This is a genomic window from Streptomyces sp. NPDC001970, from assembly GCF_053594115.1.
Genome location: NZ_JBSFDW010000031.1, coordinates 45,146 through 69,392 on the forward strand (window position 1 = coordinate 45,146; position 24,247 = coordinate 69,392).

Annotated in this window: 28 protein-coding genes and 1 pseudogene; 16 read left to right on the forward strand and 13 right to left on the reverse strand. The window is 68.5% G+C overall.

Features of this window, described 5'->3' with window-relative positions:
• Window positions 1-38 precede the first annotated feature (38 nt).
• The 3 genes from ACWCP0_RS30490 to ACWCP0_RS30500 all read right to left on the reverse strand — a co-directional run bounded on the left by ACWCP0_RS30490 (window position 39) and on the right by ACWCP0_RS30500 (window position 3,092).
• A complete protein-coding gene (locus tag ACWCP0_RS30490) occupies window positions 39-1,079 on the reverse strand; it encodes a DNA cytosine methyltransferase (RefSeq protein WP_451081986.1) in 1,041 nt (346 codons plus the stop codon).
• A 125-nt stretch (window positions 1,080-1,204) separates the two neighbouring features.
• On the reverse strand, window positions 1,205-2,200 hold the full coding sequence (locus tag ACWCP0_RS30495) for a DNA cytosine methyltransferase (protein ID WP_451081987.1): 996 nt from the start codon (window positions 2,198-2,200) through the stop codon (window positions 1,205-1,207).
• Between the two features lie 223 nt (window positions 2,201-2,423).
• Complete coding sequence (locus ACWCP0_RS30500) at window positions 2,424-3,092, reverse strand: ATP-binding protein (protein ID WP_451081988.1); 669 nt, start codon at window positions 3,090-3,092, stop codon at window positions 2,424-2,426.
• Between the two features lie 168 nt (window positions 3,093-3,260).
• Between ACWCP0_RS30500 and ACWCP0_RS30505 the strand changes: the two genes are divergently transcribed.
• From ACWCP0_RS30505 to ACWCP0_RS30555, 11 genes are all read left to right on the forward strand, one after another.
• Window positions 3,261-4,109: a helix-turn-helix domain-containing protein gene (locus ACWCP0_RS30505; protein WP_451081989.1), complete on the forward strand. Its 849-nt coding sequence runs from the start codon at window positions 3,261-3,263 to the stop codon at window positions 4,107-4,109.
• Window positions 4,106-4,312, forward strand: a complete 207-nt coding sequence (locus ACWCP0_RS30510; protein WP_451081990.1) for a DUF397 domain-containing protein — start codon at window positions 4,106-4,108, stop codon at window positions 4,310-4,312. Before ACWCP0_RS30505 ends, ACWCP0_RS30510 begins: the two co-directional genes overlap by 4 nt.
• A gap of 28 nt (window positions 4,313-4,340) precedes the next feature.
• Window positions 4,341-4,535 (forward strand): DUF397 domain-containing protein, encoded by a 195-nt coding sequence (locus ACWCP0_RS30515; RefSeq protein WP_451081991.1) that lies wholly within the window; start codon window positions 4,341-4,343, stop codon window positions 4,533-4,535.
• A gap of 198 nt (window positions 4,536-4,733) precedes the next feature.
• On the forward strand, window positions 4,734-5,000 hold the full coding sequence (locus tag ACWCP0_RS30520; RefSeq protein ID WP_451081992.1) for a hypothetical protein: 267 nt from the start codon (window positions 4,734-4,736) through the stop codon (window positions 4,998-5,000).
• A complete protein-coding gene (locus ACWCP0_RS30525) occupies window positions 4,969-5,496 on the forward strand; it encodes a DUF6879 family protein (RefSeq protein ID WP_451081993.1) in 528 nt (175 codons plus the stop codon). Before ACWCP0_RS30520 ends, ACWCP0_RS30525 begins: the two co-directional genes overlap by 32 nt.
• A 17-nt stretch (window positions 5,497-5,513) precedes the next feature.
• Window positions 5,514-6,362, forward strand: a complete 849-nt coding sequence (locus ACWCP0_RS30530) for a helix-turn-helix domain-containing protein (protein WP_451081994.1) — start codon at window positions 5,514-5,516, stop codon at window positions 6,360-6,362.
• A gap of 176 nt (window positions 6,363-6,538) precedes the next feature.
• On the forward strand, window positions 6,539-6,940 hold the full coding sequence (locus tag ACWCP0_RS30535) for a DUF6415 family natural product biosynthesis protein (protein ID WP_451081995.1): 402 nt from the start codon (window positions 6,539-6,541) through the stop codon (window positions 6,938-6,940).
• Window positions 6,909-7,331 (forward strand): hypothetical protein, encoded by a 423-nt coding sequence (locus ACWCP0_RS30540; protein WP_451081996.1) that lies wholly within the window; start codon window positions 6,909-6,911, stop codon window positions 7,329-7,331. The genes ACWCP0_RS30535 and ACWCP0_RS30540 overlap by 32 nt, the downstream gene beginning before the upstream one ends.
• Window positions 7,331-7,951: a hypothetical protein gene (locus tag ACWCP0_RS30545; protein ID WP_451082058.1), complete on the forward strand. Its 621-nt coding sequence runs from the start codon at window positions 7,331-7,333 to the stop codon at window positions 7,949-7,951. The genes ACWCP0_RS30540 and ACWCP0_RS30545 overlap by 1 nt, the downstream gene beginning before the upstream one ends.
• A gap of 116 nt (window positions 7,952-8,067) precedes the next feature.
• Window positions 8,068-8,835, forward strand: a complete 768-nt coding sequence (locus ACWCP0_RS30550) for a protein kinase domain-containing protein (protein ID WP_451081997.1) — start codon at window positions 8,068-8,070, stop codon at window positions 8,833-8,835.
• Window positions 8,832-9,326, forward strand: coding sequence for a GNAT family N-acetyltransferase (locus ACWCP0_RS30555; RefSeq protein ID WP_451081998.1), 495 nt, complete (start codon window positions 8,832-8,834; stop codon window positions 9,324-9,326). Before ACWCP0_RS30550 ends, ACWCP0_RS30555 begins: the two co-directional genes overlap by 4 nt.
• Window positions 9,327-9,630: 304 nt before the next feature.
• Here ACWCP0_RS30555 and metG read toward each other — a convergent pair whose 3' ends face one another.
• Entirely contained in the window at window positions 9,631-11,355 is a 1,725-nt protein-coding gene (gene metG, locus ACWCP0_RS30560; protein ID WP_451081999.1) for a methionine--tRNA ligase, read from the reverse strand.
• A 650-nt stretch (window positions 11,356-12,005) separates the two neighbouring features.
• Here metG and ACWCP0_RS30565 point away from each other — a divergent pair.
• A complete protein-coding gene (locus tag ACWCP0_RS30565; protein ID WP_451082000.1) occupies window positions 12,006-12,452 on the forward strand; it encodes a hypothetical protein in 447 nt (148 codons plus the stop codon).
• A gap of 84 nt (window positions 12,453-12,536) precedes the next feature.
• Complete coding sequence (locus ACWCP0_RS30570) at window positions 12,537-12,818, forward strand: acylphosphatase (RefSeq protein WP_451082001.1); 282 nt, start codon at window positions 12,537-12,539, stop codon at window positions 12,816-12,818.
• Window positions 12,819-12,945: 127 nt separating this feature from the next.
• Here the strand turns inward: ACWCP0_RS30570 and ACWCP0_RS30575 are convergent, their stop codons facing one another.
• From ACWCP0_RS30575 to ACWCP0_RS30585, 3 genes are all read right to left on the reverse strand, one after another.
• The gene (locus ACWCP0_RS30575) at window positions 12,946-13,209 is read right to left on the reverse strand and encodes a DUF1876 domain-containing protein (protein ID WP_451082002.1); all 264 of its coding nucleotides are present in this window, start codon (window positions 13,207-13,209) and stop codon (window positions 12,946-12,948) included.
• A gap of 65 nt (window positions 13,210-13,274) precedes the next feature.
• Window positions 13,275-13,715 (reverse strand): SRPBCC family protein, encoded by a 441-nt coding sequence (locus ACWCP0_RS30580; RefSeq protein WP_351232873.1) that lies wholly within the window; start codon window positions 13,713-13,715, stop codon window positions 13,275-13,277.
• Window positions 13,716-14,002: 287 nt separating this feature from the next.
• Window positions 14,003-14,524, reverse strand: coding sequence for a COG4315 family predicted lipoprotein (locus ACWCP0_RS30585; protein ID WP_451082003.1), 522 nt, complete (start codon window positions 14,522-14,524; stop codon window positions 14,003-14,005).
• A 170-nt stretch (window positions 14,525-14,694) separates the two neighbouring features.
• On the opposite strand from ACWCP0_RS30585, the gene ACWCP0_RS30590 reads away from it, so the two are divergent.
• Both ACWCP0_RS30590 and ACWCP0_RS30595 read left to right on the forward strand, forming a co-directional pair.
• Window positions 14,695-15,702 carry a CHRD domain-containing protein gene (locus ACWCP0_RS30590; RefSeq protein ID WP_451082004.1) on the forward strand — a complete coding sequence of 336 codons (1,008 nt, stop codon included), beginning with the start codon at window positions 14,695-14,697 and terminating at the stop codon, window positions 15,700-15,702.
• A gap of 100 nt (window positions 15,703-15,802) precedes the next feature.
• Entirely contained in the window at window positions 15,803-16,105 is a 303-nt protein-coding gene (locus tag ACWCP0_RS30595) for a hypothetical protein (RefSeq protein WP_451082005.1), read from the forward strand.
• 152 nt (window positions 16,106-16,257) lie between these two features.
• Here ACWCP0_RS30595 and ACWCP0_RS30600 read toward each other — a convergent pair whose 3' ends face one another.
• The 5 genes and pseudogenes from ACWCP0_RS30600 to ACWCP0_RS30620 form a co-directional block, all read right to left on the reverse strand.
• A complete protein-coding gene (locus ACWCP0_RS30600; RefSeq protein WP_451082006.1) occupies window positions 16,258-17,661 on the reverse strand; it encodes a DUF445 domain-containing protein in 1,404 nt (467 codons plus the stop codon).
• A 75-nt stretch (window positions 17,662-17,736) separates the two neighbouring features.
• Window positions 17,737-18,405 carry a DUF1707 SHOCT-like domain-containing protein gene (locus ACWCP0_RS30605; RefSeq protein ID WP_451082007.1) on the reverse strand — a complete coding sequence of 223 codons (669 nt, stop codon included), beginning with the start codon at window positions 18,403-18,405 and terminating at the stop codon, window positions 17,737-17,739.
• A 116-nt stretch (window positions 18,406-18,521) separates the two neighbouring features.
• Window positions 18,522-19,562 (reverse strand): ABC transporter ATP-binding protein, encoded by a 1,041-nt coding sequence (locus ACWCP0_RS30610; protein WP_451082059.1) that lies wholly within the window; start codon window positions 19,560-19,562, stop codon window positions 18,522-18,524.
• A 12-nt stretch (window positions 19,563-19,574) separates the two neighbouring features.
• Window positions 19,575-20,381: pseudogene (locus ACWCP0_RS30615) on the reverse strand (ABC transporter permease); the annotation flags it as partial.
• The gene (locus ACWCP0_RS30620; protein ID WP_451082008.1) at window positions 20,371-21,171 is read right to left on the reverse strand and encodes an ABC transporter permease; all 801 of its coding nucleotides are present in this window, start codon (window positions 21,169-21,171) and stop codon (window positions 20,371-20,373) included. The pseudogene ACWCP0_RS30615 and the gene ACWCP0_RS30620, both read right to left, overlap by 11 nt.
• 206 nt (window positions 21,172-21,377) lie before the next feature.
• On the opposite strand from ACWCP0_RS30620, the gene ACWCP0_RS30625 reads away from it, so the two are divergent.
• A complete protein-coding gene (locus tag ACWCP0_RS30625; RefSeq protein WP_451082009.1) occupies window positions 21,378-23,825 on the forward strand; it encodes a transglycosylase domain-containing protein in 2,448 nt (815 codons plus the stop codon).
• Window positions 23,826-23,922: 97 nt separating this feature from the next.
• Here the strand turns inward: ACWCP0_RS30625 and ACWCP0_RS30630 are convergent, their stop codons facing one another.
• Window positions 23,923-24,243: a DMT family transporter gene (locus ACWCP0_RS30630; protein WP_451082010.1), complete on the reverse strand. Its 321-nt coding sequence runs from the start codon at window positions 24,241-24,243 to the stop codon at window positions 23,923-23,925.
• Window positions 24,244-24,247 lie beyond the last annotated feature (4 nt).

Sequence of the window (24,247 nt, forward strand, 5' to 3'; positions counted from 1 at the left end):
GCCCTTGTAGGGCCATCCCTGCGATGGCCCTACGGTGATCAGACGGTGATACGGCCCCCGGACAGCTCATCCACGGCAGCGGCAAGTCGTTCGTGCTGGAGACCCAGTGCGGCAGCCAGAACATGGGCGGCCAGGACAGGCGGAATGGCGTTGCCGATCTGCTGCGCCACGTCGCGTCCCCGCCAAGGGTGGTCCTCCGGGAAGGTCTGCAGCTGACCTGCTTCGGCAGGGCTGAATCGGTCAAGCTCCCGCCCGTCCAAGGCCACCACACGGTTCCGCGAGATCTTCCCTGTGACGGTCGCGGACGGTTCGAAGCAGGACCGACGCCCTCGTGCCTTGGGATCGCCCCCGGTGCCGTAATTGGAGACCACTTCATAGGCTTGCGGACGCTGCACCACTTCCTTCATGGGCACCCACGGCTTCAGCCGCTGATCGCCTGCCTCACGGGCGACACCCTTCCTGAACGGACGATGGGTGGGCTTCGGCATCTTGGCCACCCCCGTCCCCTTACGGCGGGCGATCAAGATGGCACGACGGCGGGTCTGTGGCACCCCGAACTGCTCAGCACGCAGAACGCCGTGGTCCACCGAGTAATCGGCGACGTCTTCAAGGATCTTGCCCATGGCCACCCATACCGGAAGCACCGCGGGTACCTGTTCGAGGATGATGGCGTCGTAGGGCTGGCCCTGTGCGATCGCCGCGAGTGCCCATCTCAGGGGCTCCAGCACCAGGCCCGTGCGCACGTCGTCCAACCGAGTCAGGTCGCTCCTGACGTCCTCACCCTTGGCCATCCGTTCGGCGAAGCCGAGCACGTCCTCCAAAGCACGGCGGCCGGAACCCGACCCGGCGACGGTGTAAGTCTGGCACGGCGGTCCACCGGCAAGAACAGTGGCGTCCGAGAACTTCTCGGGTCCGAAGTCGCGCACATCGCCTGGCTCTGTGAGCAAACTCGCCGCTTGGCGTGTGGCACACGCCCCTTCGTCCCATTCAATGCCCGTACCCGTCAGGTCGAGATGTTTGGCAGCCACGTCCAGTCCACCAGGTCCGGCGAACAGATCCACAATGTTGATGTCGGGCACGTGCTCTCTCGGCTGCAGGGGGAAGAGGTGATCAGGCACTGGCTCGGCGCATTTTACCGGTGCTGTAGGGGCGGAATCGCGCCGGCCCAGCGCGACGTCCGGCGGAGGCGTACCGACCCGATCACTCATGCGCCGTGCCCTCCCTTCGGTGCGAGCGCTGCCACGAGCCGCTCGCCCAGCGCCCGTGCCACGGGCGGGGGCGAGGCATGCCCGAGCTGCCGGTAGCGGGCGGTCTTCCCGCCGAGTAGCCGCCAGTGAGGCGGAAAGCCCTGCAGCAGCGCTACCTGTTCGACGGTGAGTTTCGGCATCTGTTTCACGTCTCCGCCCGGCTCCCACAGGAAGTCCGGACCGGGCACCTCGTCGCCGATGGAACTACCGTTGATCTCCATCCGCGCCCAGGCCCGCTTGGTACCGGTCGGCCCGAGGTCGGCGCCTCCGCGGCGCTCGGAGCCACCCACAATGGCTGGAGCCGTGCGATCGGCCTGGGCGGCCCACGCGGACGCGCCGCGCCAACCCCGCGCCCCCATCGACTTCCACAACACGGCTCCCACGGTCGGGGCCGGGGTGGACAACGGTTCGGGCCACCGGAAGCCCGCCGCCGCGTCGCCCCGCAGAGCGACCAAGAGACCGAGCTTCCGGTCCTGCGCGAGCCCGAAGCCGCTTGCGTCCAGGACGCGCCATTGCAGCGTGTAGCCCAGGTGCTCCAGCTCCAGACGAACGAACTCACGTATGTCCGCAAACGCGTCGTCGCTGACGAGGGCAGGCACGTTCTCGATGAGCAGTGCTCGCGGCTGGACCTCCGCGACCAGCCACATTGTGGCTTCGAGCAGCTCGCGCTCGTAGCGATCCTCGGCGCGTTTTACGGCCGCCGGTGACTTCACCCGTGGCAGGCCCGCTGAGATCAGGTCCACGTCGTGGGCGTACGGATGCTCCTGAGCGACGAAGTCCCGGAAATCCATCTCCAGGACTTTCCATCCGAGCCTGTTGGCGCGCAAGGTGTCGCACGCGTGTCGGTTCTGCTCGATCAGCGCAACGGGATCGAACCCGGCAGCCTCCAGGCCCATGGCCAGGCCTCCGGCGCCTGCACAGATCTCCAAGGACTTGTAGCGCAGTGCCGACAAGAAGAACCCCGATCCCCGACTTCGTGACGCCAGCGCCTGCCGACAACGTACTGCGAACGGTTGATCACAGCATGCAGATCACATAACGTCCTCGACCGAGCCCGGTCAAGGCCGTGAGATGAACCGGGATCCGATCACAGGAACAATGCATGAGGATGCCTGCCCGGAGTGGACCACCTGCTGAGTGTCTGTCGGCCAGCCGTGCGCGTACTGCCGCGTTCCCTTAGCCTTTCGCCCCGGCCTCCGCTTCGAAGTGCACCTGGGCCCGGTCCAATGCGTCATCCGGGTCACAGCCGTGCGCCCGCAGCCAGTGAAGGAGGTCCGTGATCATGTCGATCGCCGCCTCCTCTGCGATCGCCGCGCTCAGGCGACCTGGACCGGCTGCGTGCGGATGGGAAGCCGTGCGGTAGAGCGTCAGGTACTCCTCAACGCGCGCCACTCGCGGGCCGCCGGCGTGCCCGTTCGGGTCGGTGAGGTCGGTGGCCAATTCGCACCAGACGACCTTGGAGTCGGCTCGGAGGATCACTCCCCATCTTTCGGCAACCGCGTCGACGAGCACCATTCCGCGGCCCGACTCCGCCTCACGCTCTGCGTCGAGCAGGGTGGGCAGCGCCCGCGCGTCCGGGTCGTGGAGCTCGATGCGAAGGTACGTGCCGCTCATTGAGACAGCGAGCGTGGCGGGCGTACCGGCGCCCACGTGCTCAACGACGTTCGACGCCAGCTCGGTCACGCAGATCTGTGCCGCATGGACCAGATCCGGCAAGCCCCAGAGCCTCAGGTGCAGCTTCAACACACGGCGCAGGCCTGCGATTTCGCCGAACTCGGCGCAGAACGGCAGATGCCACGGCTTCCGCTTGACGCAAGCCTCGTCATAGATCACTTCGATGGACATCCCGCACCCTCTCCAATGCATTGCGTGACTTTCCGTCACCCCTAGTGAGAGGATTGCAGCGCCTATCCCTTCATGCAACGTGCACGAGGGGATTCCCTCCATCGGGTGATTGGCCTTTCCCGGGACTTCCGGTGAGATGGAACACCCGTTACAGACCAAGGAGTTGGCATGGCAGGCTCCCCTACCGCTCGGCGCCGCCGACTGGCGATCGAGCTCAAGAAGCTCCGAGAGGACCACAACCTCACCTGCATCCAGGTGGGCAAGGAACTGGACTGGAGCAGCTCCAAGGTCAACCGCATGGAGACCGGTCAGGGGCGCGTTCAGCCGTCCGACGTCGATGCCTTGTGTCGCTTCTACGGCACCTCGGACGAACTCCGCAATCTCCTCAAGTCCCTGGCCAAGGAGTCGAAGACGAAGGGTTGGTGGCATGGCCATGGGGATGCGGTCCCCGCCTGGTTCTCCGTGTACGTCGGCCTGGAGCAGGCTGCTTCGACTCTGCGTAGCTACCAGGGCGAGTTCATTCCGGGCCTGTTGCAGACCCCGGAGTACGCGACGGAGCTGAGCCGCGCCTGGGTCGATCACTCCATGGAGAGCATTGCGCTCATGGTCGATGTGCGGATGAGGCGCCAGGAGTTGCTGACAGGTGACACCGCTCCGGACCTCTGGGTCGTCGTGCATCAGAGTGCGTTGATGCACGTCGTCGGAAATCGTCCGGTCATGTCCGGGCAGCTCGAACGTATGCTGGAAATAGTGAAGTTGAGCAACGTGACGGTACAGGTCTTGCCCTTCGACGCCGGCGCCTACCCCACCACCGGCCCGTTCACCGTTCTCGGCTTCCCGGAGCAGGAGGACCCCGACGTCGTCTACCGGGAAGGGCTGACCGACTCCGTATACCTCGAACAACCCACGGACGTGACTCTGTACGCGAGGGCCTTCGACCACCTCAGGGCGCTTGCCCTCAGCCCTCAACGATCGACACTGTTGATCAAGAGAGTTTTGGAGGAGCAGTTCTCATGACAGCCCCCACCACCAGGTGGCGAAAGAGCAGCTACAGCAATGGCATGGGCGGCGAGTGCGTCGAAATAGCCGTCGACGCGCGGCCCGTACTCGTGCGTGACTCCAAGATGCCTCTCGGACCACGACTCCGCTTCGCGGCGACGTCATGGAGTCATTTCCTGGGGTCCCTACACGTTGGCCCATCGACCAGTAATCCGGGGTAACCCTCGACCTGGCACGTAGGGAGCTGTGATGGATCGCGACGACATCCAGTGGTTCAAGTCCTCGTACAGCGGTGGCAGCGGCACGGAGTGCGTGGAGGCAGCGCGCGTGGCCGGGGGCACAGCCGTACGGGACAGCAAGGATCCGCTGGGGCCACGGCTCACGTTCACCGCGCAAGTCTGGCTCGACTTCGAGGGTGCCGTTCGGTCGGGACGGATCAGCTGACGCGGGCTGCATTCCTCGTAGCCGATACCGCGCCGGGCGAAGGGCGGCACGATGCCACAGGCACGGATTCTCCCGCCGTACACGACATGGGTGGTCGATCGGTGGCGCACCGGTTCGTTTCGCGCCCTTGACGGACTCCAGACCCTGGGGAAGCGTCACACGCAAAAAAATGCAACCGGCTTGATACGGGAGGGGATCGTGGACCTTCAGTTCATCGGGATCGACCCGAACACCACCGGGGGCGGCTCGCCGACGGTGTGGGTGGAGGAAGAGACGGCCGACCTGGTCCTCCAGGGCATCAAGGCCGAGGATTCAGTGGAGGCGCTGATCAGCGGTACGGAGTGGGTCACCGGGCACGAGAGGGGCATCCCCGGTCATGAGACGGTGATCCGTATTCCGGCCCGCATGGTGCCGATTCTGAGGGAGGCGTGCGATGTCGCAGAGCGGCGTGCCGGACTTCGCTGAGCTGCTGCGCGGAGCCCACCACACGGCCCTGCACCTGGAGATGCGGGATGTCTACAGCGTCGGGGACGAGGCGGACAGCTTCGCTGAGTTCCTGCAGTCCGGCCAGACGGATCTCGACCCCGACTCGGTGTTCTGGCAGGGATGGACCCCGCTGGTGCGTGAGGCGGTCGGCCGCGGTGTGGCGATGCGCCGGGCGCGAATCGTCTCGGAGCCGGTGACGGACTACATCCGCTGGGAGCACGCCCTGACTCCGGTCAACGTCGCCGTCGGCGAGCGGGTCCGTTGGCTGCCTCGGCGGGTGGCTTCGGACATCGCGCTGCCTGGCAACGACTTCTGGGTCATCGACGACCGTCTGGTCCTCTTCCACTTCTTCACCGGTGACGGTGACTGGGCCGGACACGAGTTCAGCGAGGACCCCGCCGTGGTGAAGCTGTGCAGCTCGGCCTTCGAGGCCGTGTGGGAGCGCGGCATCGACCACGAGCAGTACACCGTCTGATCCGAGCACCACCCCCCGTGCCCGCCTCCCCCTCATCCAGCGCCCAGGCGGCGCGTGAAGCACTCGCAGTGCGTTTGCAGCATCTCCGTATGGACGCCGGCCTCACCGGAAAGGAGCTCTCCACCCGGTGCGGCTGGCATCCGGCGAAGACAACGCGCATCCAGAAGGGAGAGTCCGCACCGTCAGACGCGGACATCCGGGTTTGGTGCGCGGCGTGCGGGGCCGCCGATCAGGCGGAGGATCTCATCGCCACCGCCCGCGCGGTCGATTCGATGTACCTGGAGTGGCGCAGGCTCCACAGGAACGGCATGCGGAAGGTCCAGGAGGACTTCTACACCCTCCACGAGCGCGCAGCCATCTGCCGCGTGTACTGCTCCAACGCCGTTCCCGGGTTCTTCCAGACGCCTGCCTACGCCTCGGCTCTCATGCAGGCAATCACTGATTTCCAAGGCACTCCCAACGACGTCGCCGACGCTGTGGCCACCCGGGTCGCCCGGTCGCGGTTCCTGTACGAAGGCGGCCACCGCTTCGTGGTGCTGCTGGAGGAGTGGGTGCTGCGCTCACGGATCGGCGACAGCGAGACGATGGCCGGCCAGCTCCGGCACCTCCTCGACGTCATGCCGCTCGTCTCCGTCTCGCTCGGGGTCATTCCCTTCACCGCTCAGCGGGTCATCTGGCCATTGGAGGCGTTCTACGTCTTCGGCGACGAGCACGCTGTGGTGGAAACCCTGACAGCTGAGATCAACATCAGGCAGCCTCGGGAAGTCGCCGACTATCGCATGGCGTTCAAGGAACTCTCGAAGATGTCCGTCTACGGCGACCGCGCACGTGCACTCATCACATCAGCGGTCGACGCCCTCGGGTGAATCCGCGCAATAACCCGCAACTTCGTTGAGGCCGATCTGTGGCTGTCCTTACCGTCGTTGACGTCGCCAGGCGGGCCCGACTGCCACATGCCCCCCGCTCAGCGGCAGCGGAGGAGAGTCTCGCCCATGCCCCCGTCATGGGCGAGGCGTCCTATAGCCGACAGGAAGCCGACGCCATGCAGACGGCAACTCACGACACCGCACCCCCAGCAGAAATGCACCGCGACACCGAGATGGCCCTGGCCCTGTCCGAGGCCCGTCCTACCGGACCCGCCGCGGAGGCCGTGCGCGAGCGGCTGAAGGACCACCTCCGCGCACTGGCAGGACCGGCAGAGCGATACGCGGCAACCTTGGGAGACGACCGGGCGCGCGACATCGCCCAAGCCACCATCCGGCACGCCCGCGATCTGGCGCAGAACACCGGAGGCGACCCGGCAGCGATGCTGAGGCTGCTCGCGAAGGCCGTGACGTTTCTCCTTCGGTACTCGCAGGCCGCGCAGCGCGCCACCCGGAGCAGCGCTCGAAACAATCGAGAGGAGCATCACCATGAGCACCACCCTTACCCCGCAGCGGACTGAGCTGGGACGGTTCTTCGCCATCACCGGTGACAGATTCCGCTGCGGTGACGAGCGTCCGCCGGAGATGTTCTCCGGGGCGATCGACGCCGAATGGCACCAGATGCTCAAGACTCCGGAGGAGTACGCGAAGTTCTGCATGACGGCCGCCGGCATGCCGCTCCGCCACGCGCCCCTCAAGGGCGTGGGCGAAATCTCCTGGGTCCGCGCATACGAGGAGATGTTCGGCCCGCTGCCCGAGATCTGGTTCACCGCCGAGGACGACCAGATCAACCAGGAGGCGCTGAACCGCTACCGGGAGACCGGAACCGTGGTCGCCGAATGGGACTGCGGGCCTACCACCGGGGACGGCGATGATGTCGTTCCGAAGCCGAGGGAGACCGTAGCCGGGTGATCACGGCGCATGGTGACGGAGCGCTCCGGGCCACTGCTGGGGCGCTCCGCCTCGTTGAAGCTCGTACGCCCAGCCCGATGACCGTGGACATCGCACCATACGTGGAAGCGGTGTCCTCCCACTGCCCCTACCTCGCGCCCTCGGTGGCGCACGGGCTGACGGGCTGGACGGTGTACGAGGTGGCCGGGCGCGGCGAGGACGTCGAAGCGGAGTTGTTCCATGCCGGGGTGCAGGCCGCTGAATGGGTACGGCCCCTGGCGACGCGACGGCATGGCGCGCTCGTCTGCGAGAACATCGTCATCCTTGGCGCTCGCGGGGAGGTGATGACGTGGCCGCATTGGGCGCTCAAGAACCTGTACGGCCCGGTAGGGCTGATGTTCGGGAAGTTCCGGGCGGGTGAGCAACGTGCTGGCCGAGGCGGTCGCAGTGTTCCGCGGCCGCCAGTCTCGTTCCTTCCGGTGCGGGTGGCCGTACGTTCCCGCGATCCCCGGTTTCTGACCGCAACACCGGACCTCGCCGACGCCGTGGCCGTTGCGGTGGATGACGGACGTGATGTGTTCAAGGACCTACCGGAGGACTGGAAGGCGGTGCGGACGTGGGCGAAGGGACTTCTGTCATGACAATGCCTCCACGTGAGGCGACGGACGTCCTGACTGAACGGTTCGGGGTCCCGGCGACCGTGGTTCTCCTCAGCGACCGGCGCGGCTCCCGGGCTTGGAAAGTGACCATCCCGCATATGTCCCTGGCGCTGAAGGCCAACGTGCCGGACCACGAAGGCTCCAGGGACAAGGCAACGGAGCTGGAGCAGGAGGACCGCCACCTTCTCCACCTGGCGAAGGCACACGCTGTCGATCGCGCGTACCGGGTTGACGCTGGTCCGTGGGAGGACGGGAGGTGGCTCGCCGTGCAGTGGCTCGACGGCATCCCGCTGTGGCGCGCTCTTGCCCCGGCCCGCAGACCGACAGGAGACCGCCCCTCCGTACGGCGATGGCTCCACGGCCTCGCCCGTACCTGGGCGCAACGTCTCGCCGCCCTGCACGCCGCTGGATGGGCCCACGCAGATGTCCAACCCACCAACACGCTTGTCGATGCCGGAACCGTGCACCTGATCGACTACGCCTTGGCGTGCGGCCCCGATGATGCCGAGCGTCTGCCGTACCGGGGCGCCCTCACCCACACCACCGCTCCCGAGATCGCAGACGCGATCCTTTCCACCAGCGATGACACCCACATTCAGGCCCGGTCTCCGGCCGACGTGTGGGGTCTGGGCGCCTCCCTCTTCTGGTGCTGGACCGGGCAGCGGCCCGTGTTCTACGAGGACGCCGTGGATCGCACCGTGAAGCTCCGGATGATCGCCCGGGGGCGCACCGTGCCGCTGGAAGAGGTCCGTCCGTGGGCCTTCCCCGACTTCGAGCACGTGATCAACCTGTGCATGGCGCCGTCCCCTGACGAGCGGCCCTCGGCCGCCGACTTGGCCGACATGCTCGCGGAGGACGTCCGGTGATCCGCCTGCGGGATCTGACTATGGACGACGCCCCCGCCGTCCAGCGGATCTACAGCGGCGCTTCCGTTCGGTTCACCCGTGACCGGCCGTATTCGTCCGAGGAAGCCCGCGAACGTGTCGCCAAGTCCCTGGAACTGGCACGCGAGATTCCGCGCCTACGGTGGGACTTCGGCATCGTGGTGGACGACCGGCTCATCGGCGTGATGTCCCTGCGCGTCCGCGAGCCGGGCCTCGGCGCCCTGAGCTACATCCTGCGCGAGGACACATGGGGCAACGGGTACGCCACCGAAGCCGCGAGGAGGGTCGTCGTATTCGCCTTCACCATCGCAGGCTTGGCGCGACTGGAGGCCAAGCACCACCCCGACAATCCGGCCTCTGGACACGTCCTGGCCAAGGCTGGGTTCCGACGCATCGGCACATCGGACCTCCATGCTGCTGACGGGGTGATCGTTCCCTACCCGGTATACGAGTTGCGGGGTTTTCCTCGTTGAGTCAGTCACGGCCGTCATGATCAGAGAGCAAGGCGAGTTCGCGACGTAACCGCTCGCGATGCAGCCAGGTATCGAGGGCGATCCCCGCGGCGACCATCAGGTCCGTGTCCTTTCCCAAGACATGCGGGCACCAGGTTCGCAGCAGCTTGCTCCCGTCAGTTGCAGCCCCTGGCTGGTTCGAGGCGCGGGGACGCCCGTCAAAACCGGCTGATGAACGTGCCAAGCGCCGGTCTGGCCGGCCCAGTCGCCGCACCCCCCGTACCGCCCGACGAGAACGCGGCGGTACGGGCGGCGAGCAGTGCAGTCAGGCGTCCTCGGCACCGCCGAAGCGCGCACGGTAGGACTCCTGGTCCTCCTCCGTGATCTTCGCGAAGAGCACCGGCGGGACGGTGAACGCAGTGCCGGCCGGGACCGTGCCCAGGGCCTTGGCCTGCTCGGCGGTGACCCAGGTCGCGGTGTCGCCCTCCAGCGCGAAGGCTCCGCGCATGGCAGCGGCGGAGGACGGGATGAACGGCTCGGAGACAACCGCGTACAGGTGGATCAGGTTCATCGCCGTACGCAGGGTCAGCGCGGCGCCGTCCGGGTCGGTCTTGATCTCCAGCCAGGGGGCCTTCTCCTCCAGGTAGGAGTTGCCGGCGGACCACAGGGCGCGCAGCGCGGCGGCGGCCTTGCGGAACTGGAGGGCCTCCATGTGCTCCTCGTACTCGGCGAGCAGCTGCGCGATCTCCTCGCCCAGCTTGGCTTCCGCCGCGCCGGCAGCGTGGCCCGCCGGGACTTCTTCGCCGAACCGCTTCCGGGAGAAGGACAGCACACGGTTGACGAAGTTGCCGAGGGTGTCGGCCAAGTCCTTGTTGACCGTGGCGGTGAAGTGCTCCCAGGTGAAGGACGAGTCGTCGGACTCGGGGGCGTTGGCGATCAGGAAGTAGCGCCAGTAGTCGGCGGGCAGGATCTCCAGGGCGGCGTCCGTGAAGACGCCGCGCTTCTGGGACGTGGAGAACTTTCCGCCGTAGTAGGTCAGCCAGTTGAAGCCCTTGACGAGGTCGACCTTCTTCCACGGTTCACGCACACCGAGTTCGGTCGCGGGGAACATCACCGTGTGGAAGGGGACGTTGTCCTTGGCCATGAACTGGGTGTAGCGGACGGTGTCGTCGGCCTCGTACCACCACGACTTCCAGTCGCGGGCCTCCCCGTCCGGGGCGGCGTCCGCCCACTCCTTCGTCGCGCCGATGTACTCGATCGGGGCGTCGAACCAGACGTAGAAGACCTTGCCTTCAGCGGCGAGGTCCGGCCAGGTGTCGGCCGGGACCGGAACGCCCCAGTCCAGGTCGCGGGTGATCGCGCGGTCGTGCAGGCCCTCGGTCAGCCACTTGCGGGCGATCGCCGTCGACAGGTGAGGCCACTCCTCGCCGACCGCGTCGATCCACGCTTCGACCTCGTGCTGGAGCTTGGACTGCAGCAGGAAGAGGTGCTTGGTCTCGCGGACCTCCAGCTCTGTGGAGCCGCTGATCGCCGAGCGCGGGTTGATCAGGTCGGTCGGGTCGAGGACGCGGGTGCAGTTCTCGCACTGGTCGCCGCGGGCCTTGTCGTAGCCGCAGTGCGGGCAGGTGCCCTCGACGTACCGGTCGGGCAGGAAGCGGCCGTCGACGGGCGAGTACACCTGGCGGATCGCGCGCTCCTCGATGAAGCCGTTCTCGTTCAGCTTGCGCGCGAAGTGCTGGGTGATCTCGACGTTCTGCTGCGACGAGCTGCGTCCGAAGTAGTCGAAGGCCAGCTCGAACCCGTCGTACACGGCCTTCTGCGCGTCATGGGCCTGGGCGCAGAATTCCGCGACCGACAGTCCGGCCTCCTTCGCGGCCAGCTCGGCCGGCGTGCCGTGCTCGTCGGTGGCACAGATGTAGAGGACGTCATGACCGCGCTGGCGGCGGTACCGGGAGTACACATCCGCCGGAAGCATCGACCCGACCATGTTGCCCAGGTGCTTGATCCCGTTGATGTAGGGAAGCGCGCTGGTGACCAGGTGTCGAGCCATCCTGGGATGCTCCATTTCGTGCGTACGGTGCCGGGGACGGTGAATGATGCCGCGGCGGGCCCAAGTCGCGAGGCTGCAACCGACGCGACCACGCGGATCGTACGCATACGTCACACACGGTGACGGGTCGGGTCGACAAGCCACCGTTATCATATCGAACCGGGGGTTTGCCCTTCCTGCGGTTTTTGAGCCCCGTCCGGCAGCGCCGAGAAGGCACTCGGCCGCTCGAGCAGGCGGCCAAGCGAGTCTCGTACGGCCGAGGCATTCCCCATTTCAGGGTCGGGCAATGCCACAGATCGGCACGCGCCGCCCGCCCGATACGTCTTGTCGCGGGCGGTGAGTGGTCGTGACGTCGCGGTCGACAGCCGCGAAGGCCAGGTGCTCTGCGGGGAGTTGGCGTTGTCCGGTGCGGATCACGGCCTGACGACGAGCCGACGATTACGTTCAGGTATGCGCTGTTTTGTGAAGCCGTGACCTGCGCAGGTGGTGAGTCCCCGGCCGCGGTCGTAGCGTCGAAACAGGAGCAATCGGTGGGAGGAGGTCGGCGGCGCCCGTCCGGCACGCGTTCCGGGTGCGGAGATCGCAGGGCGCAGCGAGGCAAGGTGTACACGGAGGGCCACGTGGGCTCGGAAAGACGCTGGGGAGCAGACATGCAGAGACACAAGCTGATGACAGCGGTCCTGGTTGCCGCCACGTCGCTCGCAGCAGCACTCGTACCGGCATCCGCGTCCGTTTCCGCAAGGTCAGAGCCGGGCGACCGCGTGGTGGTCATCGACTGCTTCATGAATCCGCAGGTGCGTCCCGGCGACTACCTGATCGCCTGCGGGGACGGCAACAACGGACTCACCGAGCTCAAGTGGTCGGAGTGGGGGCGGACCTCTGCCAAGGGCAGTGGGCTCAACTACGTGAACGACTGCATCCCCTACTGCGCCGCAGGCAAGTTCCACTCCTACCCCGTGGACGTCACGCTGCAGAGCCCGGAGCCGTGGAAGAAAGATCCTGGGCAAATGAGGTTCACCCAGTTGCGCATCGTCTTCACGACCGACAGCAAGCCGGCGCACACAGCGCAGGACGTGACGTACCGACTCTGGCCCTGAGGCGGGTGCGCCCATCGGCGCCGAGGCGCGCCGTGCCGCGTCGGCGCCGTGTCCGCGGTCCTGCGGCTCGTACGATCCGGAGTCATGGTGCGGAAGCGCGTGGTCGTGACTGGGCGGGTCCAGGGCGTGTTCTACCGGGACACGTGCAGGCGTGTGGCCCAGGAGTACGGCGTCTCCGGGTGGGTGCGAAACCTGGAGGACGGAAGTGTGATGGCGGTGTTCGAGGGGGAGCCGGACGCCGTCGAGACCCTCGTGCGGTGGGCGCGGCAGGGGCCGCCGGCCGCAGTGGTGGAGGGTGTGGAGGTCTCGGAGGAGGAGCCCGAAGGGCTCGGCGGCGGGTTCGAGGTACGGAGTACCTGGTCCTGACCGCGTACATCGTGAAGACGTCCGTCAGGGCGTCCGCCGTGGGGGACCCAACGTCGTGGGGGACCCGAGGGCATGACGAAGGGGCCGGGCGTGGCGCCCGGCCCCTGGTGTCTCAGTCGGTCACATGTCACATGGCGATGTCGGCCGGCCTGTGGGTGTGGCTCTCCACGTCCGCTGCCGCGCGGCCCACGAGCTCGTGGGCCAGTTCGGAGCAGGCGCGGGCGGCGGCGAGTTCCTCGCCGATCTTGACGTCCGGGGTGTCGCCCGGGCTCCGCCTGGCTATCCCCTTGCCCTCGACGCCGGGGGCATTGGTGCCGCTGAGGGAGGCCGTGCAGGCGGTGCGGGTCCCGTCTTCCTCGAACGACAAATCGATGTTCCAGTGCTGCGTCATGACGGATCACCTTCGCCGTACGGTTCCGTCAGCCCCGGCGCGCGGGGCCTGGATGGGGTGGGTGGTCATCTGGCGGGATGTGCCTTCTCCACCAGGTCCTTGAACTGATGGAGATCCTCCCGGACGGTCCGTTCGATGGCGGACGACTGGGCAAATCCCTTGGGACCCCCGAAGGCGTCATGCGCCTCGGAGGGGTCGTACTCCATGCGTACCTGCACCCGGGTGTGGGTCGCGTCGATCGGGAGGAGCGACACGGAGCCGCTCAGGTGCGGTGTGTCCGTGGTCTTCCAGGTCATGGTCTCGTGGGGTCTGAGGTCCTTGGTGTCGGCGTCGAGTCCCTGGACCGCACCGCGGGTCTCCAGATCCATATGTACGCCCGACGCACCCTCGCGCCGGGCATCTCGGACTCCTCCGACGAAGCGTGGATAGTCCTCGACCTGATGCAGGTGGTCCCAGACCACGTCACCAGGCGCCGTGATGTCGATCTGTTCCTCGAGATTGGGCATATCGAACTCCCGTCTCCTCCTCCAGGGTGCGTTCCGCGGCTCGCCACCGCAACCAGGTACGTACGGGAAAACAGCGACCTTCCCGGCAGTCGTCCACCGCAGGGGAATTGGGCGGAGCGATCACCGGGAATGCGGCGCCGCGGGGGGCCCGGGAGCCCGAGACGGAGCTGGAGCCGGAGATGGATTCCTACCCCGCAGGCTTGTGTGCGCCGCGATGATTCGCGATCAGCACATCGGAATTCCCGATCATCCCGAATGAATGGGGCGGTGAATTTCAGGTGGTTGCGTCAGGGCGCCTTTTTGATCAGCTTTCCGTCCGCCCCGATCACGAACCACTCGCCGTCGAGACCCTGCCCGCTGACGTCGCCCGGCGCCCTGTCGCCGACGTAGTAGTAGAGCGGCCAGTCCCCGTACATGGCCTGCTCGGCGCCCTCCGCCAGCTTGATCTCCTTCAGCAGGGACGCGTCGGCGCCGCTGCCCGCCGTGACGTCCTCGGCGGAGGTGAGGGCCGGCCAGACCGCGATGCAGTCGGCGTCGCAGGCGCTCCCGGCGCCGGGCTTGTCCTTGCTGAATCCGTACAGCGTACGACCCGAATCGTCGACCAGGATCCTGCCGAAGGGCGAGTCCGACACCGTGACCGAGACGGCCGCGGTGCGCGGCTTCGACGGCGAGCCCGACGGCCCGTCCTCCGGCTCGGGCGAGCCGCCGCACGCGCTCAGCGCGAGCACGGCGAGAGCGGCCGCGGACGCCGCGACGATCGTGGTCCCGGTACGCGTGCCGGTGTGTGTCCTGGTGCGTGTCCTGCGCATGGTGAGCCCCCCGATGTGATGTATGTGGGTACGCCAGGTAGTACGCCTGCAACTGACCCACGGTTCAATCGAATTCGAGAAATTCTACGTTGAACGAGCCCAAGTCGACGTGCGTACTCCCCGGCGAACCCGGCTCCACTCGGGCCGGGCCCAACGGGAGGACGAGAACAATGCAGAAGCGCATTATTGCGGTGGCGGCCGCGGCAATTGTGGTCGGTGTTGCGGGTGTTGCCCCGGCGATGGCCCATGGCTCGCACGACCACGGATCGGGCGGCGGTCGCGGTGCCAGTACCGGCACCGGCACCGGCACCGGCACCCGTATCGACACGACGGCGGGCAACGCCACCACGACGTTCACCAAGCAGGCCACCGGCGGGGCGGTCGCCTTCGCCGCCGAGCTCTCCGGGGCCGACGAGGTCCCGGTCCAGGGCGGCCCCGCCGTGAACGACCCCGACGGCAAGGCGGTCGCCCTGGTGAAGGTGAAGGGCGACCGGGTCACGTTCGCGCTCCGGTGGAACAGCTTCGTACCGAGCCTCGGCCACATCCACGAGGGCGCGAGGGGCAAGAACGGTGCCGTGAAGGTGCCGCTCTTCGGCAGCGCGATGCCGGACACGGTGCACTCGGCAGCCGGGCAGGTCGCGATCACCGACGCGGAGCTCGCCAAGAGCATCGTCGCGAACCCCTCCGGTTTCTACGTCAACCTCCACAGCGCCCAGTTCCCCGGCGGGGCGGTCCGTGGCCAGCTCAAGCCGCTGAAGCCGCTCAAGCAGAGCCTCAACCCGTTGCACATCATCAAGGGCGGCAAGCTGCGGGCGCTCTCCAACGGCGACCAGGAGGTCCCGAAGAACGACACGTCCAAGGTCGGCGACCCGGACGGGCACGCGGTGACGTTCCTGCACCCGAAGGGCACGGCCGTCGACTACTCCTTCGCCTGGGTCGACATCCAGAGCCCGTCGAAGGGGCACCTCCACAAGGGGCGCTTCGGCAAGAACGGCGACGTCGTCCTCGACTTCTTCAACCGGCCGGTGCCCGACGGGATCTTCGCCGTCTCCGGACGTCTCGAAGGGCAGAATCCGGACGTCGTGAAGCGGGTCCACGACAATCCGGACACCTACTACTCCAACATCCACACCGCGGAGTTCCCCGACGGGGCCGTGCGCGGGCAGCTCTTCCGCTGAGCCGGAGGGCGAAGCCCGGCCCTCCCCCTGGCCGACACCTGCAGAAACCGCTCGTTTAGGCTCGAAACTCACCCGAAGACTCGACGAAGGGCAGCACACCATGGCCAGGATTCCGGCAGGCGCAGTCGCGGCGAGCGGCCTCATCGGCGGCTACGGAGTCGCCCGCTGGACCCGCAAGCGCCCGCTCGGCGGGGTCGCGCTGGCCGCCGCGGGTGCGGTGGCCGCCCGGCAGTGGCAGCAGGAGGCCGGCAGGACGGCCGCGGCCGGGCTGAGCGCCGCGTACATCGCCGCCTTCGCCGGATCGCATCCGCTGGCCAAGAAGGTGGGGGCGTGGCCTGCGGTGTTCGCCGTGGCGGGTGGCATGGCGCTGGCGTCGTGGGCCGTCACGCGCGGAGACCACTGAGGGGCCCACCGAACCGCGCCCACGTCATCCCGGGCGCCCTCGGCGCCCCGTCCGAAGAAACCGGGACCGCATGTGAACGGCCGCGGCATCCCGTCCGTACACAAGGGCACTCCCCACGGTGGCTGGGCGCGTAACCGGACGACAGGGTCCGGTTACGCGCCCAGTGCGTGGGCCACCGTGTAGATGGCGAGGCCGGCCAGTGCGCCGACGACGGTGCCGTTGATCCGGATGAACTGCAGGTCACGGCCTATGTGGGCCTCGATCTTGCGGGACGTGTGCTCGGCGTCCCAGCCGGCGACCGTGTCGCTGATCAGGGACGTGATCTCCGCGCGGTACGTCGTCACGACGTACACCGCGGCCTCCTCGACCCAGCCCTCCAGCTTCTGCTGCATCCGGCCGTCCGTCGCCAGGCGCGCGCCGAAGGACATGAGGGAGGCGCGGGCGCGCAGCCGCAGCTCGCTGCGCTCGTCGTCCGCCGCCGAGATGATCATGGCGCGTACGGAGGACCAGGCGGACGCGATGATGTCCTGCACCTCGGAACGGGCCAGCAGGTCCGACTTCATGCGCTCCACCCGGGCCCGGGTCTCCGTGTCCGCCTGGAGGTCGGCGGCGAAGTCGGCGAGGAAGCGGTCGAGCGCGCCGCGCGCGGGGTGCGAGGGGGAATCGCGCATCTCGGTGACGAAGCGGAGCAGCTCCTTGTAGACGCGCTCGCCGACCTTGCGGTCCACGAAGCGCGGGGTCCAGCCGGGTGCGCCGCCCTGGACGGCGTCCATGACGGAGTCGCCGTGCTCTATCAGCCAGTGCTGGGCGCGGGTGAGGATCAGGTCGACGGCGCGGTGGTGGGCGCCGTCGGCCACGACCTTGTCGAGGGTCTTGCCGATGCCGGGGGCGATCTCCGCGGCCTCGGCGCGGCGCGTGATGGCCTCGCCGACGACCGCCTGGACGTCGGAGTCGCGCAGGACGGCGAGGGCGCCGCGCAGGGCGGTGGACAGCTCGGCGGTGACGCGGTCGGCGTGCGCGGGCTCGGCGAGCCAGGCGCCGAGCCGGCCGCCCAGATGGAGGGCGCGGAGTCGGGCCCGTACGACATCGCCGGACAGGAAGTTCTCCCCGACGAACGAGCCCAGCGAGGTGCCGAGCTGGTCCTTCTTGGTGGGGATGATCGCGGTGTGCGGGATGGGAATGCCGAGAGGGTGCTTGAAGAGCGCCGTGACCGCGAACCAGTCGGCCAGCGCACCGACCATGCCGGCCTCGGCGGCCGCGGCGACGTAGCCGGGCCAGCCGTCGATGCCGGAGTTCTTCGCCCAGGTCGCGAGCACGAAGATCAGCGTCACGAGGAGGAGCAGGCCGGTGGCCGTGAGCTTCATTCGGCGCACGCCGCGGCGTTTCTCCTCGTCGTCGGCCGTGAACGCGAAGGAGGGAAGGGGGGCGGTGCGGCCGCCGGCCCCGGCGGGACCTGCGCCGGCACGGGCGCCGGTACCCCGGCCTCGCCGGCCGTCACCGGTCCCCGTTCCGGGCTCCGGTGCCGCGTCCGGTTCTGAGAGGTCTGTGCGTTCCATCCGCTCCACCCGTCCCTGTACGTATCGTCCCTTCCCTACCTCAGGTACTCCCGGGACGCACGCCGAGTTCCCCCCTCACTCCAGCTCGCGCCGGCGGGCCTCCTTCAGTCTCTGCTTGTCGGCCTTGCGGAGCCTGCGCTCGACGCCGACGCCGCCCATCAGGGCGAAGCCGGTGATCGTGACGCGGGGCGAGCCGGGCGAAGGCTGGGCGTCGCCCGAGCCGGCCTCGCCGAAGCCGCCCATGAAGCCGAAGCCCTTGACGTCGACGTCCAGGTCCGGCGGGACCGTGATCTGGATGCCGCCCATGATCGTGACGCAGCGGATCACGATCTCCCGGTCCTCGAAGTTCGCGTCGCGCAGATCGATCTCGCCGCCCGCCTGCAGCACGACAGCGGTGAACCTGCGGCCGATCGTCCAGGTGCCCTTGCGCCCGAATCCGCCCCAGAAGGCGAACGCTCCCTTCGAGGTCGCGGGCTTTCCGATGCGGCTCGACCAGTTCGACAGGCCGCCCGCGGTGTCCGTGGCGGCGAGCTGCGCCGGGCTCCCGACCGGCCCGCCCGGCGCCGGAAGGTCCCGTACGAGCGGCTCCAGCTCGCCGTGCGTACGCGCCTTGTACGCCGCGTCCAGCCGTTCCTCGAACTCCTCCATGTCGAGCCTGCCCTCGGCCACCGCTTCGCGCAGGCGCTCGGCAATCCGCTCCCGCTCGTCATCGGAGGCACGCATCTCCGGAAGATCGCTCGTCATACGAGAAGCCTAATCAACAGGGGTGGTGCACCGCCCGGGTCTCGCGCCGCCCCGTGCCGGAATTCACGGTCTTCGTCACGGGGTGACCACACCGGGCGGTCGACCCGCTGCGCGGCTCACCGCGCCGACCTCTCCCCCGCGTACATCTTCGCGATCACCGCCTCGATGTCCGGCTCCCGCACCGACAGGTCCACCAGCGGATACTCCGCCGCGATCGCCGCCACGATCGGCGCCGCCGACTCGGACGCCGGGAAGGACAGCCACTGCCGCGGACCCTCCACGCGAACCGGACGCGCCCCCGCCACCTCGATCGGCGGCAGCTCCCGGTCCAGGTCCACCACCAGCGTTCGCTCGCTCGCGCCCACCTCGTGGAGCCCGGCGAGGGCACCGTCGTACATCAGCCGGCCGTGGTCGATGACCATGACCCGCTTGCACAGCTGCTCGATGTCGGTGAGGTCGTGCGTCGTGAGCAGCACGGTCGTCGCCCGCTCGGCGTTCAGGTCCCGCAGGAACTCCCGCACCTTCGCCTTCGACACGACGTCGAGCCCGATCGTCGGCTCGTCGAGATAGAGCACCTCCGGGTCGTGCAGCAGCGCCGCCGCGATGTCGCCGCGCATCCGCTGCCCGAGCGACAGCTGCCGTACGGGCACGTTCAGCAGCTCGCCGAGGTCCAGCAGCTCCACGCACCGGTCGAGGTTCGCGCGGTAGCGCGCGTCGGGGATCCGGTACATGCGGTGGACCAGGCGGTACGAGTCGATCAGCGGCAGGTCCCACCACAGTGTGGTGCGCTGACCGAAGACGACGCCGATGCGCCGCGCCAGGCGGGTCCGCTCGCGCGACGGGTCGATCCCGGCGACGCGCAGCCGCCCGCCGCTCGGCGTCAGAATGCCCGTCAGCATCTTGATGGTGGTGGACTTTCCCGCGCCGTTCGGGCCGATGTAGCCGACCATCTCGCCGCGCGGCACGCGGAAGCTGATGCCGTCGACCGCCCGCACCTGTGTCTTCTCGCGGCGCAGGAGGCCCGTTCTGCGGCGTACGTCGAAGACCTTCTCGACACCGTCCAGCTCGATGAAGTCCTCGGCGAATTCCTCGGTGAATTCCTCGGTGATGTTCTCGGCGACGTCCTCGGTGCCGTCCTCGGTGCCGTCGTCAATCATGTCCATGGCGCGTCAGCTCCCTGTGCTCCGGTACGAACGAAGGCCCACCCGCCATGCCAGCCCGGCGAGCCCACAGCACAACGCCGCGACGAGCGGCGGCGCGAAGGCGAGCCACGGCGGCAGATCCAGCGGATAGGGCCGCCCCAGGACGTACAGCGAGGGCAGCCAGTTGACGAAGGCCAGCGGTACGACGAAGGTCACGCCCCGCACCAGGTCCTTCGCGAAGATCGTGGGCGGGTACTGGAGGAGCGTGTTCCCGCCGTATGTGAAGGAGTTCTGCACCTCGGCGGCGTCCTGGGCGACGAACTGGAACGCCCCGCCCGCCACGAACAGCGAAGTGAAGATCGCCGCCCCGCTCAGCACCATCATCGGGACCACCGCCACCCGCAGCGGCGTCCACGCGATGTCGAGCGCGACCAGCGCGTAGCCGAGGACGAACAGCCCCTGTGTGATCCGGCCGAGGCGGCGCAGCGCGAAGCGGTCCGCCGCCACCTGGGCGAGGACCGGGACCGGTCGCACCAGCAGGGTGTCCAGGGTGCCGTCGCGCACCCGCCGTCCCAGCTTGTCCATCGATCCCATCAGCAGATCGGCCAGGCCGAAGGCGGTGCCCGACACCCCGTACAGCAGCGCGATCTCGGGCAGGCTGTACCCGCCGAGCGCTTCCGTGTGCGCGAACATCAGGATGATCACGACGAAGTCGAACGAGGTCGCCGCGAAGTTCCCGAGCGCCGTCATGGCGAAGGAGGCGCGGTACGCCATCGTCGAGCGCATCCACATCATGGCGATGAGCCCGTATGCGCGCAGCCCGTCAACCACCCTGCACCACCACCCTCCTTGCGGCGACCGACTGCAGCAGCCGCCCGGCGGCCAGGAGCGCCACGGCCCAGCCCGCCTGGAAGGCGTAGGCCTCGAACAGCCCCCACCCCGTGTGCTTGCCCAGGAAGACGTCCGCCGGGACCTGGAGCAGCGCGGACCAGGGCAGGACGAGGGCCAGTTCGCCGAGGGCGCCGGGGAAGAGGGTGAGCGGAAGCAGCATCCCGGAGAAGAAGAGCCCGGCCAGCCAGGCGATCTGCAGGACGCCCGCCCCGTCGATCAGCCAGAACGCGGAGAGCGCCACGACGTAGCGGACCGCGAAGCTGACGACGACGCCGAGCGCTACCGAGAGCAGGAAGGCCAGCCACGTCAGCGCGTCACCCGGCAGCGCGAGCTCGAAGGCGAGCGCACCGAACAGCATCGGTACGACGCCGCGGCCGAGCAGATGAAACGCCGCCCGCCCCAAGTCGCCTGCTAGCCACCACAGTTGGAGGTCCACCGGACGGTAGAGGTCGACGGCGATGTCACCCGTCCGGATCCGCTCGATCAGCTCGTCCTCGAAGCCGCCGCCCATCATGGCGCACGTCATCAGCAGGGCCTGGCCGAGCCACACATACGTCAGCGCCTGGGAGAGGTCGTAGCCCCCGAGCTGCGGACGTTCATCCCAGAGGGCGGTATAGGTGTACGCCACGATGAAGCCGAAGACGGTGTTGGTGAACATCCCTGCCGCCGTTGCCACCCGGTACGTCGCATAGCGCCGGAACCCGCCGGCCAGCACGACCGCATAGAGCCGCACCACAGCCTCCCTTCCGCGATCGTCGGGATCGCCGGCGCCCGCCGGCGCCAAAGCGCACGACCTTAGTCCAGCGGGATCGGCCACGCGACCGTATTCCCAGCGGCGGTCCGGGGGTTAGAAGGGCGAGAAGTGCAGTATGGGCACACCAAGCCAATCGCCCGATATGACAGCGTCTGTGACAACGGGGCCGAGGAGTCACCACCGACATGAGCGACGAGCAGCCACAGCAGCCACCGCAGCGAGGCTGGGAACGCCGGGACCTGACGACCGGGTGGCCCTCGCCCCACGGCAACGGCCACGCGGGCAACGGGGACCGCAGGGGCTACTACGGCCCCCATGGCCACCTGGGCCACCCGGGCCATCAGGGCCATCACGGCGACGAGGTCTACCGGGGACACAAGGGCGGCAGCGGCGAGGCGGCCCAGGAAGGCCCCGGGCCCCACCCCCGGCGCAGGGGCCTGCGGCGCCTCGTACCCACGTGGCGGACGCTCCTCGGTACGTTCCTGGTCGGCGCGCTGATCCTCATGGCCGGCTTCGTCGCCGGCTACCTGCTCGTCCACATCCCGCCCGCCAACGCCACCGCCACCGCCCAGTCCAACGTCTACTTCTACAAGGACGGCACCCAGATCGTCCGCGACGGCGAGGTCAACCGCGAGAACGTCGATCTCGCGCAGGTCCCGCACACCGTCCAGCACGCCGTACTCGCCGCCGAGGACCGCGACTACTACTCCGAACGGGCCATCGACCCCCTCGCGATGGTCCGCGCCGGCTGGAACACCCTCATCGGCAAGGGCAAGCAGTCCGGCTCCACCATCACCCAGCAGTACGTCAAGAACTACTACCTGGTCCAGGAGCAGACCGTCACCCGCAAGGTGAAGGAGTTCTTCATCGCGATCAAGCTCGATCGCGAGGCGAGCAAGAGCGAGATCCTCGAGGGCTACCTCAACACCAGCTACTTCGGGCGCAACGCGTACGGCATCCAGGCCGCCGCGCTGGCCTACTACTCCAAGGACGTCGGCGAGCTCGGCACCGCCGAGGGCGCCTATCTCGCCGCGCTGCTCAACGCCCCCAGCGCGTACGACGTCACCACGCGCCCCGAGAACATGCGCGCCGCGCGCGCCCGCTGGAACTACGTGCTCGACGGGATGGTCGAGCGGGGATGGCTCAGCACCGCCGAGCGCGCCACGATGGCATTCCCGATGCCGCAGACCGCACGCCCCGCAACCGGCCTGTCCGGCCAGCGCGGCTACATCGTCCAGGCCGTCGAGGACTACCTCACCAGCAACGGCATCATCGACGACAACACCCTGGCGCGCGGCGGCCATCGCATCACCACCACGCTGGAGAAGCCGAAGCAGGACGCCTTCGTCAAGGCCGTCGACGACCACGTCATGTCCAGGCGCAGCGCGAGCCGGCCGCAGGACCGCAACGTGCGGGTCGGCGGCGCGGCTATCGACCCGGCCACCGGCAAGGTCGTCGCGATGTACGGCGGCATCGACTACACCAAACAGTTCGTCAACAACGCGACCCGGCGCGACTACCAGGTCGGCTCCACCTTCAAGCCGTTCGTCTTCGCCGCCGCCGTCGAGCACGGCTCGCAGACCCTGGACGGCCGCCGCATCACCCCCCACACCGTCTACGACGGCACCGACCAGCGCGAGGTGTACGGCGCGAGCGGGCCCACCGGCTACGCCCCGGAGAACGAGAACAACCGCTCGTACGGCCCCATCACGGTCCGCAACGCCACCGACCACTCGGTCAACGCCGTGTACGCGCAGATGGCGCAGGACATCGGCCCGGGCAGGGTGAAGGAGACCGCCGTCGCGCTCGGCATCCCCGCGAACACCCCCGATCTGAACGCGTCGCCGTCCATCGCGCTCGGTGTCGCCACCGCGAGCGTCCTCGACATGGCGGAGGCGTACGCGACGCTCGCCAACCACGGCAGGCACGGCACGTACACGCTCGTCGAGACCGTCACCAAGGGCAGCGAGGAGATCGAGCTGCCCGACGCGCGGACCAGGCAGGCGGTCAGCCGGGAGGCGGCCGACACGACGACGTCGATGCTGCAGAGCGTGGTCGAGGGGGGCACGGGCACCGCGGCGCAGTCCGCGGGCCGGCCGGCGGCCGGAAAGACGGGGACGGCGGAGGAGGACAAGGCGGCCTGGTTCGCGGGCTACACACCCGAACTGGCCACGGTCGTCGCCGTGATGGGCCAGGACCCGGTCACGGCGGAGCAGAAGCCGCTGTACGGGGCGCTCGGGGATGCCCGGATCAACGGTGGCGGGCGACCTGCGGCGATCTGGGGGCAGTTCACGGCGGCGGCGCTGAAGGGTGGTGAGGTGAAGGAGTTCGACCTGGTGCTGGAGGAGGGGGTCGACGAGGAGTGGCCTCCGGCGCGGGACTCGTCGTTCTCGCCGGACGCGTCGGAGTCGCCCGTCGAGGAGGACGAGGACGGGACGGGTGCGGTGGGCGGCGAGGGGCGGACGGACGGGCCGACGCCGAGCCCGTCGGGCTCCGGCCCGGCGGCCTCCGTTCCGACGGGCGGCCCCGCGAGGACCGGCCCGGCCTCCCGCCCCGGCACCCCGGACCCCGGCCCCACCCGGGTCCCGGCCCCGGACGACGACGGTCTCAGCGTGTTCCCGCGGCGGCTCTGACCGTGGGTCTTCCCTCGGCCCGCCGCATCGGGAAGGGGCGGGCCGGGGGAAACGCAGGCCCCGGTGGGAACGCAGGTCCTGGTGGGAAGCGCAGGCCCTAGTGGCCCGACGTCGCCTTCAGGCCCACCACCGCGACCAGCAGCAGCACCACGAAGAAGATCCGCGCCGCGGTCGCCGGCTCGTTCAGCGCGACCATGCCGACCACCGCCGCACCGGCCGCGCCGATGCCGACCCACACCCCGTACGCCGTTCCGATCGGCAGGGACTTCGCGGCGTAGGACAGCAGGAACATGCTCGCGACGATTCCGGCGCCGGTGAAGACACTCGGCCACAACCGGGTGAATCCGTCGGTGAACTTCATCCCGATCGACCAGCCGACCTCGAGCAGACCGGCGACGACAAGCAGAACCCAGGCCATGACA

Excerpts from the sequence above, each read along its gene's own strand:
- ACWCP0_RS30500 (WP_451081988.1), bottom strand. The coding sequence starts at position 3,092 with ATGTCCATCGAAGTGATCTATGACGAGGCTTGCGTCAAGCGGAAGCCG.
- ACWCP0_RS30505 (WP_451081989.1), top strand. The coding sequence starts at position 3,261 with ATGGCAGGCTCCCCTACCGCTCGGCGCCGCCGACTGGCGATCGAGCTC.
- ACWCP0_RS30510 (WP_451081990.1), top strand. The coding sequence starts at position 4,106 with ATGACAGCCCCCACCACCAGGTGGCGAAAGAGCAGCTACAGCAATGGC.
- ACWCP0_RS30515 (WP_451081991.1), top strand. The coding sequence starts at position 4,341 with ATGGATCGCGACGACATCCAGTGGTTCAAGTCCTCGTACAGCGGTGGC.
- ACWCP0_RS30525 (WP_451081993.1), top strand. The coding sequence starts at position 4,969 with ATGTCGCAGAGCGGCGTGCCGGACTTCGCTGAGCTGCTGCGCGGAGCC.
- ACWCP0_RS30535 (WP_451081995.1), top strand. The coding sequence starts at position 6,539 with ATGCAGACGGCAACTCACGACACCGCACCCCCAGCAGAAATGCACCGC.
- ACWCP0_RS30540 (WP_451081996.1), top strand. The coding sequence starts at position 6,909 with ATGAGCACCACCCTTACCCCGCAGCGGACTGAGCTGGGACGGTTCTTC.
- ACWCP0_RS30550 (WP_451081997.1), top strand. The coding sequence starts at position 8,068 with ATGTCCCTGGCGCTGAAGGCCAACGTGCCGGACCACGAAGGCTCCAGG.
- metG (WP_451081999.1), bottom strand. The coding sequence starts at position 11,355 with ATGGCTCGACACCTGGTCACCAGCGCGCTTCCCTACATCAACGGGATC.
- ACWCP0_RS30565 (WP_451082000.1), top strand. The coding sequence starts at position 12,006 with ATGCAGAGACACAAGCTGATGACAGCGGTCCTGGTTGCCGCCACGTCG.
- ACWCP0_RS30570 (WP_451082001.1), top strand. The coding sequence starts at position 12,537 with ATGGTGCGGAAGCGCGTGGTCGTGACTGGGCGGGTCCAGGGCGTGTTC.
- ACWCP0_RS30575 (WP_451082002.1), bottom strand. The coding sequence starts at position 13,209 with ATGACGCAGCACTGGAACATCGATTTGTCGTTCGAGGAAGACGGGACC.
- ACWCP0_RS30580 (WP_351232873.1), bottom strand. The coding sequence starts at position 13,715 with ATGCCCAATCTCGAGGAACAGATCGACATCACGGCGCCTGGTGACGTG.
- ACWCP0_RS30585 (WP_451082003.1), bottom strand. The coding sequence starts at position 14,524 with ATGCGCAGGACACGCACCAGGACACACACCGGCACGCGTACCGGGACC.
- ACWCP0_RS30590 (WP_451082004.1), top strand. The coding sequence starts at position 14,695 with ATGCAGAAGCGCATTATTGCGGTGGCGGCCGCGGCAATTGTGGTCGGT.
- ACWCP0_RS30595 (WP_451082005.1), top strand. The coding sequence starts at position 15,803 with ATGGCCAGGATTCCGGCAGGCGCAGTCGCGGCGAGCGGCCTCATCGGC.
- ACWCP0_RS30600 (WP_451082006.1), bottom strand. The coding sequence starts at position 17,661 with ATGGAACGCACAGACCTCTCAGAACCGGACGCGGCACCGGAGCCCGGA.
- ACWCP0_RS30605 (WP_451082007.1), bottom strand. The coding sequence starts at position 18,405 with ATGACGAGCGATCTTCCGGAGATGCGTGCCTCCGATGACGAGCGGGAG.
- ACWCP0_RS30610 (WP_451082059.1), bottom strand. The coding sequence starts at position 19,562 with ATGATTGACGACGGCACCGAGGACGGCACCGAGGACGTCGCCGAGAAC.
- ACWCP0_RS30625 (WP_451082009.1), top strand. The coding sequence starts at position 21,378 with ATGAGCGACGAGCAGCCACAGCAGCCACCGCAGCGAGGCTGGGAACGC.
- ACWCP0_RS30630 (WP_451082010.1), bottom strand. The coding sequence starts at position 24,243 with ATGGCCTGGGTTCTGCTTGTCGTCGCCGGTCTGCTCGAGGTCGGCTGG.